The organism is Alsobacter sp. SYSU BS001988, assembly GCF_054796215.1.
The window spans coordinates 1-12,457 of the sequence record NZ_JBTAMK010000014.1; the positions used below are offsets into that span (position 1 = coordinate 1).

A 12,457-nucleotide genomic window follows, 5' to 3' on the forward strand; every position below is an offset into this window, starting at 1 on the left:
GGAGCTGTGCCCCTCCAGAACGCTCGTCCCCGCGAAACTCGTGCTCGCGCCGGCGGAGTACTCCTTGGCGGAATTCGGAATGGTGAGACCGCTCCCCGCAAAAGACGTGCTTGCCCCGCCGGGCGCGTACTCTTTGGCAGCGCTGGGGATGTCCAGTGCGCTCGCTCCCGCGAACGATGTGCTCGCGCCTGACGAGTAACCCTTGATGAACGGGGGATCCAGAGCGCTCGCCCCTGCGAATGATGTGCTCAGTCCGGGCGAGTAATCCTGGTGGCCGACCCCCGGGCGAAGATGGTCGTTTTCCAAGATCCACTTCTGCAGCTGGTCCCACTCGCCATCAATCCGATTGAATGCGCCGGCGGTCGACAACACGCCAACGACATAGCCATCGCGGTCGACCAATGGTCCCCCGCTCATGCCCTTGCCGATCGTATAGCCCCCGGTAGCGAAGTTTCCTGCACCAGTCAGAGATGTGCCGCCCCCGAACTCGGGGTAACTTTCAACCAGATGATCATTCCCCCACTGGCCAGGGTAGCCCAGCGCGTGATTGTAAGACGACGGCTCCGCCCACGGCCGAATTTGGTATGTCCCGACAACATCTCCCATGTCTTTGGAAATCCCGATCAGGGCGAGATCCCAGGCAGATTCGTTATCATTGAAAGTGGTCTTAGCTGGAATGCCGAAGAAATCCACCTGCAGCGAATCTTCGGTGAAGCTGAAAGCGGGATCGCTTGAAGGGCCATCGCGATAGGCAGCATAGATGTCAACGTCGATTGGCTCGTTATCCACGACATGGGCAGCAGTTAGAATGTCGTTCGGGCCAACAAAGACACCACTGCCTGATGTGCTCGAGCCATCGGCGTACGTCGCCACGATTTTGACTACAGGCCAATAGGACGGGTCATTCTGGCCGGGATATCCGACGCTCATCTTACCCTCCTGCTTCATTGCCCCCTTGGAAATCTGTCCCTAACCTTGCCCCCTTGCGGTGTGAGAACACACTTCCTCCACCTCCTTGGACCCGATTAGATCCTTCATTGCCGGTTCCGGCGTCCCCGCGCCGCTACCGGGTTCAGACCTGGTTTCCCAGACCGCAGCGGTACTGCCGGCCGGTGTACCCTGAACTAGGCCTAGCCTTCCTCGGTCACCGCGCGAACGGAAAGGCCAGAGCCTTGCGAGAAGTCGGCTTCGCCAGCCAGAAAGTCGCAGCGACCTGTGCGGGCGAGGTTTCTCGCTGAAATGCTGTGACAACGATGACCGGGATGCAGCGCCGAATTAGCTCCTCGGCCAGGGCGGACGTGCTGTCTCCGTCTGACTCCGGCAATGGCTTAAAAGCCGCCGAGCTAGGCCCAGCGTGTCGAAGATCTATAACGACGAAGAGCCCTCACGCACGGCTGCATGAGGGCTCTTTCGCGCAGTAGCTGCCGTTGCGCCCTGGGCGGCCTAAGCTGCCTTTCGCGGACGGCCTCTTTTCGCCTTCGGAGCAGGCGACTCGACTGGCGCAACGACGGCGCGCTTGCGCCCGAAGCCTATGCCCTTGGCAAGCGCCGAGCGCGACGCCGTGTAGTTTGGCGCCACCATTGGATAGTCGTTCGGGAGGCCCCACTTGGCGCGGTACTCCGCGGGCGTCATGCCATACTTGATTTGTAAGTGGCGCTTCAGAGATTTAAAGCTCCTGCCATCTTCCAGGCAGATGATCGCGTCAGGCGTCACCGACTTTTTGATCGAAACGGCGGGTTTTTGCTCGGGCTGGGGCTCTTCGACTTCGCCTTTCAGCGCAGAATTCAGAGCGCCGTGAACGCTGGCGATCAGGATAGGTACTTCGCTAGCCGGAACTGAATTATTGGCCAGGTACGCCGCAACGATGTCCGCAACGAGATCAAGGGTGTTTTCGGGAAGCTCCGCCACGTTGGTCTCCTGTTTCTTGTGCAGAGCTAAAGGTAAGAGGCGGCAATATCAAGGGTACTGGAATGTGGGCTTAAGGTTGGCGGAACGCGCCCGCCGAGGCTGAGGCGGCCAGGGGAACTCGCAGCACTGGCCGACGTTCTCCCGGCGCAACTGAAAGATTGCCCCCTCCAAGTTGCACCTAGGCCCCGCGGCCACGGAACTCCGCGGGGCCTTTTCATTTGGACGTGCATGCGCCCTCCTGTCCCAGCCCACAAGCGCCGTACCCCGCCAGGCTTCATTGCGCCGTGTCTCGCCTGTCCCGCCGATCGCGTCCCAAAGGGTCCGCTCTGGATCTACCAGCCGAAGCACGACGGCTTCCGGATGATCTGCCGACGCGAAGGGCCACAAGCGCGTCTGTGGAGCCGCAATGCCCTGAACTGGACCCAGCGGCTGCCGAGGATTGCCGGCGGCCTCCTGGAGCTTCCCTGTCACTCCTGCGTGCTCGACGGCGAGGCAGTCATTCAACTGCCGGACGGCCGCGACGACTTCCACGCGCTGAGGTCCAAGACCGGCGCCACGCACGCCATCCTGATGGCGTTCGATCTCCTCGAACTGGACGGGCGCGATCTCCGACCCCTTCCGCTAGACGAGCGCCGGGCCGAGCTACGGAAGCTGGTCGAGGCTGGGCCGGTCGATGGCGTCGCATTCGTCGAGGCGATGGACGACGACGGAGAGGCCCTGTTCAGCCATGCCTGTAAGCTCGGGTTCGAGGGCATTATCTCAAAGCGTCGGGACAGCCCATATCGATCGGGCCGCTCGCCGAACTGGCTGAAGTCGAAGTGTCCGGACTACGTGCGCCATGGCTGAGAACCGCCGGTTTCCGCCGCCCTGGACCGTCCACCCCATGCCGGCCGGCTTCCGCGTCGCCGACGCGAACGGCGTATGGCTCGCCTACTGCTACGGCGACACCACGGGCTATCGGAGCACGGGCAGCGTGATGATGTCGCCCGACCAGGCGAAGGCCATGGCGGAGATGATCGCCAGCATGCCGGACCTCATGCACGGCGTCGGATCGGCGGCATTCCCGCCCGGGACGCAGGGGCCGTTCTTCGTTGAGGACCGGAAAACCTGGTTCTCGGTCACCGACGCGAGCGGCATCAGGCTGGCGGTCATCTACCACAGCGACCCTGAAGCAGGCGACCTAACGCACGACGAGGCGCGGCGGACGCGCTATGGGGAGATCATCGGGTGTTGGTTCTGGGACTGCTCGTCAGGGCACATGCCGGAGGATAGTTGGAAAAACATGGCGTAACTAATCCGAAACAAGGCGCGTTGTTCCAAGATCGGCGATGAAATAAATGTGATGCGATCTACTAACGTCTGAGTCAGTTTGTTCGCCGCTTGGAACAGGAGAACGCCGATGCCTATGAATCATTTCGCCCAGAGCCTCCAGCAACGGCACCGTGAACTTGACTTAGAAATTCAGCGACTTTCAACCCGGCCCAGCGTCGATGACGTGCAGCTCAAGCTACTTAAGCTCAAGAAGCTTCATCTGAAAGATCAGCTCGATCAGATCAGAGCCGAGGCTCAGAGGACGGGATCGCACTAAAAGGCCCGCCGGGAGGGGGCCGCTCCCGAGGGGCTGACGCTCTGCAGAGGGGCCCGGTTATCCGGGCGTCTCGCACACAGCATCCTGAGCCATTGCTCGCCTCCAATCTTCAAGAGAGGCTTTCACCAGACGGACGTTCTGCCGTTCTATCCCGGATCGCCTATGCGAAGGCGCTGGCTACGCCAGCGCCGATGGGATGGGAGCCGGACCGCCGATCCATCTGTCAGGTCAGGATACACCCGATCCGCAAGCCGACGGTCGGCATGGTGTCTATCTCGGCTGGGCTACCGACGGCTTTCGCGCCACCCTGTGCGGTCGCTGAGGGCCGAGCGGACCAACGTAGTGGAACATCCACCTGCGGCGCCTCTCGCACGAGGTCCCCGCATTCGCAAACGAGGACACAGCCCGGTCCCCTCAAATGTAGAATTTGGTCTCCTCGGCGCGGATATGGAACCCCGGGGTATGTAGGTTCCCGTGGCTGAATTTCCTTGTAGAACACCCTCGCATGGACCGAGTGTGAGCATACTGCCCCGCTGATCACCTCACCCTTGCCCTCGGACCGCGCACCTTGGCTGGAGAGCTTAACGTTGGGACAGCCCACATTCGACGACGCATTCCGAGAGCGCCTGTACGACCTTTTAACGTGGCGGCGCGATGTGCGGAGATTTCGGCCGGACCGCGTGTCAGAATCTGTGCTTCAAAACCTCTTAGGTGCAGCCTGCCTAGCCCCGTCTGTGGGTTTGAGCCAGCCTTGGCGCTTTGTGCTTGTGAACGATCCGGCGCGGCGTCGCTCCATTGAAGACAACTTCGAAAGATGCAACGCGGCCGCCCTTGCCGCAGAACGCCCCGACCGAGCCGCGCTATACGCCCAGCTCAAATTATCCGGCCTGAGGGAGGCGCCGGTTCATCTCGGCGTCTTCGCCGACCCCAGCACCAAACAGGGCCATGGCCTCGGAAGGGGGACCATGCCGGAAACAATCACGCACTCTGTCGTGATCGCCATACACACGCTCTGGCTGGCGGCGAGAGCTGCGGGCATCGGACTTGGCTGGGTGTCCATTCTGAATCCAGAATGCGTGTCGGCAGCGCTCGACGTGCCACGTGAGTGGACGTTTGTGGCCTATCTCTGCCTTGGCTATCCGGAGCGCAACGCAGCAGTTCCGGAGTTGGAAGACGCCGGCTGGGAAACCCGGCAAAGAGACGTCGCTGGCTTTGTGCGGCAGCGGTGATCGAGCGGGCACCTGAGGGTTCCCGCCCGGGGCATGAGCAGGGCCCTATGTTTGTCCGGCCGACCTGTGCCGCCTGTGCAAGGCCGGCTCAATGACGGGGGCTTGGCGATAGAGGTCTTTCAGAATGGTCGTCGCGGATTTCGGGCGAGCTGCGGCCAGCGCGGCTGAAAGCCAGGCCGCTTTGGTCTGGGTGACGCGCCCCTGCGGCTGGATGCCCCAAAGAGCAAACTGCGTGACGGCGTCCACCAGATAGTCGTTCCAGTCACGGTCGGCTCGGACCAGGTCGCCATCGATGGCAAGCAGCAGCTCGGCCTCATCCGTCGTCGTGACCCGCTGTGGAAGCACGTCGCGTTGCAGCCGGCGAAGGTCGGCAAAGCCGATCCGGTTCGTCTCCAGAGCCTTGGTGGCGAAGTCGCGAAGAGCGCTCATGCGTGATCCTCCCGTGGCTTCCATGGATGACGGGCAAACCCTTGCGGGGCCTGAATGCGGATCGCAGACGGCCGGAATGTTGGCGGGGTGGTTAGGGGTTGGTGGACGCCCTGAGGATTGTCTGCGGGGTCGCCCCGGTCAACGGGAACAGACCGCGACAGCGCTGGCCGATGCCTCTTCGCCACAGTCGCGCCGGGGCTTTTGCGCCCGCAAGCCTTTGTGCCGGAAGGGCTCTCGCGAGCAACCTTTCGGGAACCATGCTGACCCAAGCCTCAGGCCACAGGAGTTTCGGTCCCTCTCCTGAATCGGGAAAGTAGGTCGGTCCCGTTTCGCGGCGGGGCCGAACTGCGTCAAGACCGAGGAAAATGGTTGGTTGGCAGGCGCCCTCCAGCGCGGGCCTTTTTCGTCGCTACAAAGGAAGCGGGATTCCGGCTTTTTCGGTTTGTGTGTGTAAGGTGGTCCAAAATACAAAGCTGGGGGCCATCAATGGGGCGATCAGTCCTTCTCCTCGTGGATGACACGGAGGCAAGTCGCTACTCGCGCAAAAGAACGCTGGAAACAGCGGGCTACGACGTGGTCGAAGCGTCCTCGGGTCAGGCCGCTTTGGACGCCTTCGCCGAGCATGACCCGGCGCTCGTCATCCTCGATATCATGCTGCCGGATATCGACGGGGTGGCCGTATGCCGCCAAATCAAAGCCGCCGATCCCTCGGCCCTCGTGCTGCACATTTCGGCCGTAGCGGTCGCCTCAGAGGATCGCATCCGCGGCCTGGACAGCGGCGCTGACGGCTATCTGATCGATCCCGTTCACCCGGAGGAGTTGCTCGCCAATGTGCAAGCGCTGCTGCGTCTGAAGGCGGTCTCCACGGAACTCGCTATCCGCAACCGCGAAGCGGACGAGGCGCAGAACGCCAGAGAAGCCGGCGAACAGCTGCTAAGGCTCGCCGCCGAGGCGGGCGGTATGGGTTACTGGGGGCTCGACGTCCGCACGTGGACCCTGCAGGTCTCGGACCTCTTAAAGGCGACCTTCGGCCGAAAAGCCTCCGCCCAATTCACCTTTGACGACCTGCGCGCGGCCATCCACCCAGAGGACAGGTCAGCCAGGGACAAGGCGATCGCGCGTGCGATGGAAACCGGCGAGCCTTACTGCAGCGAATTTCGGATCCACTGGCCAGACGGCTCCGAGCACTGGCTCGAAGTGCGGGGTCAAGCACATCGCGAGGCCGACGGCCAAGCCCGCCGGCTGGTCGGCGTCTCACTCGACATCACGGATCGGAAACACCGCGAAGAAGGGCGCGAGCTCTTGGTCCAGGAGCTCAGCCATCGGGTTAAGAACACCCTCACGCTGGTCTTGGCCGTCGCCAACGCTACGGCGGGCCATGCGACTTCGCTTCAAGACTACCACGCCAGCCTCGTGGCCCGCGTTTCCGCGATGGCGGACACTCACTGGCTCCTCACCGCCAGCCTCAACGGCGAGGTTACGCTCGGCTCGATCTTCAAGAGCCAATTGGCTCCTTTTGATGGTGACATCAAGCGCATCCATCTGGACGGCCCACCCGTGAGCCTCCCGGCCGGTGTTGCGGTTCCGGTCAGCATGGCCATTCACGAACTCACCACCAACGCGGTGAAATACGGTGCCTTGTCCGTCCCCACAGCCAAGCTCACCGTTTCATGGGATGTCGCGCCAGGCGCGTTCCTCCATCTCGAATGGATCGAAGAGGGTGGCCCGCCTGTGCAAGCAAAGCGCAAGGCTGGCTTCGGCACGCGCCTGCTCGAGCACGGTTTGAAGCATCACGCGGGCGCAAAGCTCCAGATGGACTATCGCCCGGAAGGGTTGCGCTGCGCCATGGTCATCCCGCTGCGGTCCACGTCAGCCGCGTGATCGGCGGCCGAATTCAGCAGCGTGAGCAGCTGCAGCGGCAACCACGGCTTCTGCAGAAACACGGCGGTTTCGGGCAGTTCGCCGCGGCGGCCGGCGGCGTAGCCTGACGTCACGATGATCCGGACCGTAGGCCAGGAGCGAGCGATCTCGCGGGCCAGATCCACGCCATCCAGTCGACCCGGCATTCTCACATCCGTGAACACCGCGACGACGTCCCCGGCGATCGCCGGGTCTTTGAGCAGCGCCAAGGCTTTGTCGGCGTCTTCGGCTTCGAGCGTCCGCAATCCGGTTTCTTCCACCATGGCGACCGCCATCGTGCGAACGAGGTGATCGTCCTCGACAATCAGGACGGCCTTGTGACTTTCGGTCATGTCGCACCTCAGAGGGAGCAACCACCACACCCGCCAGCTGTTCCTGCGCGCAAAGCCATTTGTCTTGAAATTTCACGGCTATGCACCGATGCTCGACGTGGGGGTCCAACAAGGGGCTGCTGACAATCCCTTCCGACGTGCGCCGCCTTGGCGCAGGCGCCTGCGTCATGCAGGCGCCTTCCTACGGGCAGGGCGTCGAAACCAACCCTAAGCCCGGCGCTGCTGCTCGTTGACCAGCCGCTCGAAGACGAGCGACCAGCCGCTCGAAGACGAGGCTCCCGCGCGAGTGGCCGACCAGTTCCCCACCCAAGCTCTCCACGCGGTCACGCACGCCGGACATGGCTGACACAACGCGGGCGCCCTCGTCCGGGTCGTCCCTGTAAAAGTCGAGCACCTGGCGCTCGAAAGCCTCGACCCGGGCCATCATCTCCTGGAGGCGGGCTTGCTCGCCGCCCTGCCCCTCGGCGACCTGGCGCAGTTCGGCCAACAAGGCGTCGATCTTCGGGATCTCACTCATGCTCAGTCTCCGGTCAAGGGGCACTCTACATCGCATGGGAACCGACCGGCCACACAAGGGCCCGGGGACGACTATCTTCAACAGACGGTGCTCCCCACCCACCCCTCTTGTTCGCGTGCATGAGCGGAGGGGGCGGCGCGGACTAATCCGGCTCAATCACAAATGTCCTTGCAAGTGTTTCAAAGATGACCTACACAGCAGCATCGACTTTGGCCGGACAATCGGGCCGTTGCCCTTGGCTTAGCCGGGCGCACGTTCAGACATTTCTCCAAATTTCGACTGCCCGAGAGCAGAAGCGCTTGCGCGTATCCTGCTTTCACGTGCGCTTGCGCTTAAGGATTAACATTATGACCATCGGCACCGTAAAGTTCTACAACGACCAAAAAGGCTTCGGCTTCATCGCTCCCGACGATGGCGGCAAGGACGTGTTCGTTCACGCCACTGCGCTTGAGCGCGCCGGAATGCGTGGTCTCGTTGAAGGCCAGAAGGTGGCTTTCGACACCGAAGCTGATCGCCGCAGCGGCAAAATGGCGGTCGGCAACATCGAAGCCGCGTAAGGCTCAAGACCACCCAGCTCCGGCTGGGCGGTGCTAAGTCCTGAGCCGTTGTCCGACCACGGATGTACTGGCGAGTTGATAGCTCGGGACACTGACCCTAACGGCCGCCGCGGGAAAAACTCACGGCGGCTTTTTCGTGCCCTAGGGCCTAAGATGATTAAGGCGAAAGTGCTTCGATTACGAGGAGGATAGTATGGCTAAGGGCGAACAGCGCGGCAACAAAGAAGCCAAAAAGCCGAAGAAGGAAAAGCCAAAAACACCAGCTGCGGCTCCTTCGCAGAAGGGCGCCACGCCTCCTGCGACGCCCAAGGCATCACCAAAAACAACGAAGTAGCGCGCTCAGGAGAGCGGAAATCTATGACTTACAATTTCCAGTTGCGACAGACCGTGCGTCTGGTCCGTCCTCCTGCCTTGGGCAAGCACGGCAGTGTTCCTAACGAATATGAGATCGTTCGGCTTTTGCCTGCTGACACAAGTGGCGAGATCTCCTATCGCGTGAGGTCCGGACTGAGCGAACTCGTAGTCCGCGAGTACGAGATCAAGGCATGAGTGGGTATAGGGACAGCTTTGATGAAGGGCGAGCGAAGGCCCATCATCTCGTTGGTCATCGGTGATCCTCTGGTCAGGTGCGTGTCCCGCAACCCGACAAACGTGCTCTGGCAGGATTTGTCCAACTGGCTACAACCCAAACGACCTGGACGCGCTCCCGTGCCTGCAGTTCGCTGCTGCTCGATCTGATCGAGTTCGGCGAGGGCGGCCTGACCTGAGGATCGGAACCAGACCTCACGCTCTTCGTTGAAAATGCACTTCACCGACGACAACGGCCCCGCAGCATCAGCCACCCTGCTGCGGGGCTTTTCGTGCCCGGTTTTTTACGGCGAAGATACCCCCGGGCTTCTGGGCCCCACGCCTAAACTTGCGGCCGCCGAATAGGATTGCTGTGCGGGACAAGCTCGCAAGGGCGGGCCCGTCAGTTCGTTGCCTTCAGAGGAGGAGAACGGCTCAAGAACACGGCGGGTTCTGTCCCCCACATAGAACGAAGCAGGCGGCCGCGACATTCTGTCCGCGAGGGGTGCGACGGCGGGGGCTGGGGCGGAGCGGATGGAACCGGACGACGACGTCATGGCTGGCGAGCAGCACACCGTGTTGATCGAGGAGGCCCTCTGGGAGTACTGGCGCGACGGCCGCCGAAGATCCTGATGCTGCTTGCTGAGCTGGCCCGTCGAGAGGGGGAGCAAATCTCGCCGACGACTTCACTGAAACCGTATCGGGATTACGAATGACCAGACTTCACCGGCGGCTGCTCATTCTCGCCGAAAAGGGACGCCTCAGATACGAAGTCGGATCGCATGCCGCAAAGTTCATGGCCCCCTTCGCGGAGGCGCTGGAGCGCAACGGTTGGGTCAAACGGTTCGCGTCGGGTGGTTTCATGGCTTTTCAGATTACTGATGAAGGTGCCCGGCATCTTCGCCGGTTGCTCGAGCTTGAGGGATAGCAGCGCATCGGGGTGCCTGCCCCGTAGGGCCCTGAGTTTCTTAAACCCCTAGGCGCGCGCGTGCACGCACGCGAGCCTACCCGCGCCGCACGTAGTCTGGGCACTTCGACTTAAGCCAGGCTTGCGACCTCCCCGACCGATACGGGCTGTCCCGGCGCTTGCTGATGATCCCTTCCAAGCCCATGGCGCAAGCGTGGCGAAACAACGCCTCGCCCTGCCAGGCACGGGAGCGCGTCGAGGTCGTTCGGATCGTAGCCATCGCGGGCCTCACGCAACTCGTCCTCCTCGGCCGCCCTGGAGGCGCTAATGGCGGCCTTCACAATCAGGCCCTCCGGCGTCGATGCCTTCTCGACCCGCATCCGGAGGGCGACGGCGGCGAGGCGGTCCCAGGCCTGCAGATGGTCGCGCTCAGCCGCAGTCGAGCCCGACAGCTCCCCTGCCCTATTCAGCGCCGCATGGTAGGCCCCGCAACCCTGGTGCTTATTCCCGCATGTGGCGTCCCCCGATCCTCGCCCGCGAGCGTCGAGCGCCGCCGCCGGGCTTCATCCTCCCCTGCCAACCCACGCTCTCGCCCCACGTCCCGACTAGCCCGCAGTGGATCCACGAGATCAAGCACGACGGCTTCCGGATGATCGCCCGCAAGGAAGGGCCGGCGTGCGCCTATGGAGCCGCCAGGCGCTTTCCTGCCGCGCATTGTCGCGGCGTCCTGAGCCTTCCCTGTGGCTCCTGCGTGCTCGAACGCCGAGGCCATCGTGCAGCGGCCCGACGGCCACGCCAAAGCTGTTGCTTAGTTACGTTTCTCATGATCGTCTCCCTTCGTTTGAAGTGAGAGATCCCGTCATGGCGACCGCGTCCACCAATCTTCTGCCGCTTACGCATACCCCACTGGACGCGGCTCTCAGCGGCGCATTTTGGCAACTGGATCAGAGCCGGACCATCACCTGGGCGCTCGGAAATAACGAAGCTTACAGCTGGTCTGATCCAGCCTTCTCAGCAGCGATCATCGGTGCCGCATTGTCCGAATACGAGAAGATTTTGAACGTGAATTTCCAGTACACTGGCCAATCTTATTGGAAAACGTCTGCAGCTGACATCACATTCAATCTTGGTGACAGTTTGCTTTTTGGTTCATCACTTGTGCTGGGTGAGGCGGTATTCCCGAACAAAGGCTTAGCCGACAGAACACTGGCCAGTTTTGGCGTTGATAGATCGACATACCTGTTTCCTGAAGGAGACATATGGCTAAACAACGATTTCTCCACTCAAGCGACATTATACCACGATCGCGGCTCCGCCGTATTCGACACACTCTTGCATGAGATCGGCCATGCGCTCGGGCTGAAACACCCGCACGATGACGGAGGCACTGGGCATCCGACCTTCGCGGAAGTGGGAGAAGTCGACGACCCCTCACTAACCGTGATGACCTACATCTCGCCACGAGGGTCTAATGTGGCCTCGGGTTGGCCGGCTACACCAGGTGCCGACGATATCATTGCGTTGCAGTATCTATATGGGGCAAACCCGTCGACAGGCGCAGGCAACTCATCATATCAAATAACAACGACGTCGGCCTTTCAGACAATCTACGACGTGGGGGGATCTGATAGAGTTGATTTCTCGGCGTTCTCAGGAAATCTTCTCATAGACCTTCGCCCTGGTTTTCTGTCAGGGCAAATAACAAATGATCGAGCTTCAATCAGGATTTCCTACGACACGATCATTGAGGAAACGACCGCAGGATCGGGAGCGGACACGATCAACGGCAACGACGGGCCTAATCGGATCCAAGGAGGCGGAGGAAACGACAGCATATATGGGGGGCCGGGCATCGATACCGCGATCTACCGCGGGCTCAGGAGTCAGTATGTACTGCAGCAATCATCGACCGGTCTGTCGGTCAGCGATGTCAGCAGCGGCCGAGATGGCACAGATACCTTGACAGTCGTTGAGCGCCTTCAGTTCGCCGACGGCATACTCGCTTTCGATACGGCCGGAGACGCCGGCCAGGGATTCCGCCTCTACCAGGCCGCCTTCAACCGCACTCCCGACAAGAGCGGTCTTTCGTTCTGGGTTCACGCGCTCGATACAGGAATGTCTATGCACGACGTTGCCTTGGGGTTCGTGAATTCAGTCGAGTTCAAGGCCGTCTACGGAGCCGGCGCCTCGAACGCGCAGATCGTCGACAGGCTCTATCACAACGTGCTTGGGCGCGCGGGCGAGCAGGGCGGCACGGACTACTGGATCGGAAGGCTGCAGTCCGGGACGAGCGTGGCGGACGTGCTGGCCAGTTTTTCTGAAAGCCCCGAGAACGTGGCTAAGGTCGCCCCACTGATCGGAACCGGAATCTCACTCGAGCCGAAGTTCTTCGCGTAACCGGGCTTCCCGCCACTGTGGCCTGAAATTCGGGAAGCCGGAGTGGCTTCCAGTGGTCTTCGCTGCAAATGCAGGACTGGATACAGCGGTGGACGGCCGCAGAGCG

The 12,457-nt window shown here is 61.7% G+C and carries 15 protein-coding genes; 10 read left to right on the forward strand and 5 right to left on the reverse strand.

Annotation, left to right across the window (positions count from 1 at the left end; genetic code table 11):
- On the reverse strand, positions 1-930 hold a 930-nt coding region (locus ACYVO7_RS20010; protein ID WP_460451575.1), incomplete at its 3' end, for a trypsin-like serine peptidase.
- Positions 931-1,443: 513 nt separating this feature from the next.
- Entirely contained in the window at positions 1,444-1,908 is a 465-nt protein-coding gene (locus ACYVO7_RS20015) for a Ros/MucR family transcriptional regulator (protein ID WP_460451576.1), read from the reverse strand.
- A gap of 228 nt (positions 1,909-2,136) precedes the next feature.
- Between ACYVO7_RS20015 and ACYVO7_RS20020 the strand changes: the two genes are divergently transcribed.
- The 4 genes from ACYVO7_RS20020 to bluB all read left to right on the forward strand — a co-directional run bounded on the left by ACYVO7_RS20020 (position 2,137) and on the right by bluB (position 4,725).
- Entirely contained in the window at positions 2,137-2,754 is a 618-nt protein-coding gene (locus ACYVO7_RS20020; RefSeq protein WP_460451577.1) for an ATP-dependent DNA ligase, read from the forward strand.
- A 37-nt stretch (positions 2,755-2,791) separates the two neighbouring features.
- Entirely contained in the window at positions 2,792-3,199 is a 408-nt protein-coding gene (locus tag ACYVO7_RS20025; RefSeq protein WP_460451578.1) for a hypothetical protein, read from the forward strand.
- Between the two features lie 114 nt (positions 3,200-3,313).
- Positions 3,314-3,496: a DUF465 domain-containing protein gene (locus tag ACYVO7_RS20030; RefSeq protein WP_460451690.1), complete on the forward strand. Its 183-nt coding sequence runs from the start codon at positions 3,314-3,316 to the stop codon at positions 3,494-3,496.
- A gap of 587 nt (positions 3,497-4,083) precedes the next feature.
- Entirely contained in the window at positions 4,084-4,725 is a 642-nt protein-coding gene (bluB, locus tag ACYVO7_RS20035; protein ID WP_460451579.1) for a 5,6-dimethylbenzimidazole synthase, read from the forward strand.
- Positions 4,726-4,770: 45 nt separating this feature from the next.
- Here the strand turns inward: bluB and ACYVO7_RS20040 are convergent, their stop codons facing one another.
- The gene (locus ACYVO7_RS20040; RefSeq protein ID WP_460451580.1) at positions 4,771-5,154 is read right to left on the reverse strand and encodes a hypothetical protein; all 384 of its coding nucleotides are present in this window, start codon (positions 5,152-5,154) and stop codon (positions 4,771-4,773) included.
- A gap of 510 nt (positions 5,155-5,664) precedes the next feature.
- On the opposite strand from ACYVO7_RS20040, the gene ACYVO7_RS20045 reads away from it, so the two are divergent.
- A complete protein-coding gene (locus tag ACYVO7_RS20045; RefSeq protein WP_460451581.1) occupies positions 5,665-7,035 on the forward strand; it encodes a sensor histidine kinase in 1,371 nt (456 codons plus the stop codon).
- Here ACYVO7_RS20045 and ACYVO7_RS20050 read toward each other — a convergent pair.
- Together ACYVO7_RS20050 and ACYVO7_RS20055 are read right to left on the reverse strand one after the other, a co-directional pair.
- Positions 6,972-7,406, reverse strand: a complete 435-nt coding sequence (locus ACYVO7_RS20050) for a response regulator (RefSeq protein WP_460451582.1) — start codon at positions 7,404-7,406, stop codon at positions 6,972-6,974. The genes ACYVO7_RS20045 and ACYVO7_RS20050 overlap by 64 nt on opposite strands.
- Before the next feature lie 181 nt (positions 7,407-7,587).
- Complete coding sequence (locus ACYVO7_RS20055) at positions 7,588-7,923, reverse strand: hypothetical protein (RefSeq protein ID WP_460451583.1); 336 nt, start codon at positions 7,921-7,923, stop codon at positions 7,588-7,590.
- A gap of 347 nt (positions 7,924-8,270) precedes the next feature.
- Between ACYVO7_RS20055 and ACYVO7_RS20060 the strand changes: the two genes are divergently transcribed.
- The 5 genes from ACYVO7_RS20060 (at position 8,271) to ACYVO7_RS20080 (ending at position 12,351) form a co-directional block, all read left to right on the forward strand.
- Positions 8,271-8,480 (forward strand): cold-shock protein, encoded by a 210-nt coding sequence (locus tag ACYVO7_RS20060; protein ID WP_460451584.1) that lies wholly within the window; start codon positions 8,271-8,273, stop codon positions 8,478-8,480.
- 193 nt (positions 8,481-8,673) lie between these two features.
- Positions 8,674-8,814, forward strand: a complete 141-nt coding sequence (locus ACYVO7_RS20065) for a hypothetical protein (protein WP_460451585.1) — start codon at positions 8,674-8,676, stop codon at positions 8,812-8,814.
- Between the two features lie 23 nt (positions 8,815-8,837).
- Positions 8,838-9,029, forward strand: coding sequence for a hypothetical protein (locus ACYVO7_RS20070; RefSeq protein ID WP_460451586.1), 192 nt, complete (start codon positions 8,838-8,840; stop codon positions 9,027-9,029).
- A 730-nt stretch (positions 9,030-9,759) separates the two neighbouring features.
- Positions 9,760-9,975, forward strand: coding sequence for a hypothetical protein (locus tag ACYVO7_RS20075; RefSeq protein WP_460451587.1), 216 nt, complete (start codon positions 9,760-9,762; stop codon positions 9,973-9,975).
- 840 nt (positions 9,976-10,815) lie between these two features.
- Positions 10,816-12,351, forward strand: coding sequence for a DUF4214 domain-containing protein (locus ACYVO7_RS20080; RefSeq protein WP_460451588.1), 1,536 nt, complete (start codon positions 10,816-10,818; stop codon positions 12,349-12,351).
- Positions 12,352-12,457: the final 106 nt, after the last annotated feature.

Coding starts and splice junctions, on each gene's coding strand:
- ACYVO7_RS20020 (WP_460451577.1), top strand. CDS start 2,137: ATGCGCCCTCCTGTCCCAGCCCACAAGCGCCGTACCCCGCCAGGCTTC.
- ACYVO7_RS20025 (WP_460451578.1), top strand. CDS start 2,792: ATGCCGGCCGGCTTCCGCGTCGCCGACGCGAACGGCGTATGGCTCGCC.
- ACYVO7_RS20030 (WP_460451690.1), top strand. CDS start 3,314: ATGAATCATTTCGCCCAGAGCCTCCAGCAACGGCACCGTGAACTTGAC.
- ACYVO7_RS20040 (WP_460451580.1), bottom strand. CDS start 5,154: ATGAGCGCTCTTCGCGACTTCGCCACCAAGGCTCTGGAGACGAACCGG.
- ACYVO7_RS20050 (WP_460451582.1), bottom strand. CDS start 7,406: ATGACCGAAAGTCACAAGGCCGTCCTGATTGTCGAGGACGATCACCTC.
- ACYVO7_RS20055 (WP_460451583.1), bottom strand. CDS start 7,923: ATGAGTGAGATCCCGAAGATCGACGCCTTGTTGGCCGAACTGCGCCAG.
- ACYVO7_RS20060 (WP_460451584.1), top strand. CDS start 8,271: ATGACCATCGGCACCGTAAAGTTCTACAACGACCAAAAAGGCTTCGGC.
- ACYVO7_RS20065 (WP_460451585.1), top strand. CDS start 8,674: ATGGCTAAGGGCGAACAGCGCGGCAACAAAGAAGCCAAAAAGCCGAAG.
- ACYVO7_RS20070 (WP_460451586.1), top strand. CDS start 8,838: ATGACTTACAATTTCCAGTTGCGACAGACCGTGCGTCTGGTCCGTCCT.
- ACYVO7_RS20075 (WP_460451587.1), top strand. CDS start 9,760: ATGACCAGACTTCACCGGCGGCTGCTCATTCTCGCCGAAAAGGGACGC.
- ACYVO7_RS20080 (WP_460451588.1), top strand. CDS start 10,816: ATGGCGACCGCGTCCACCAATCTTCTGCCGCTTACGCATACCCCACTG.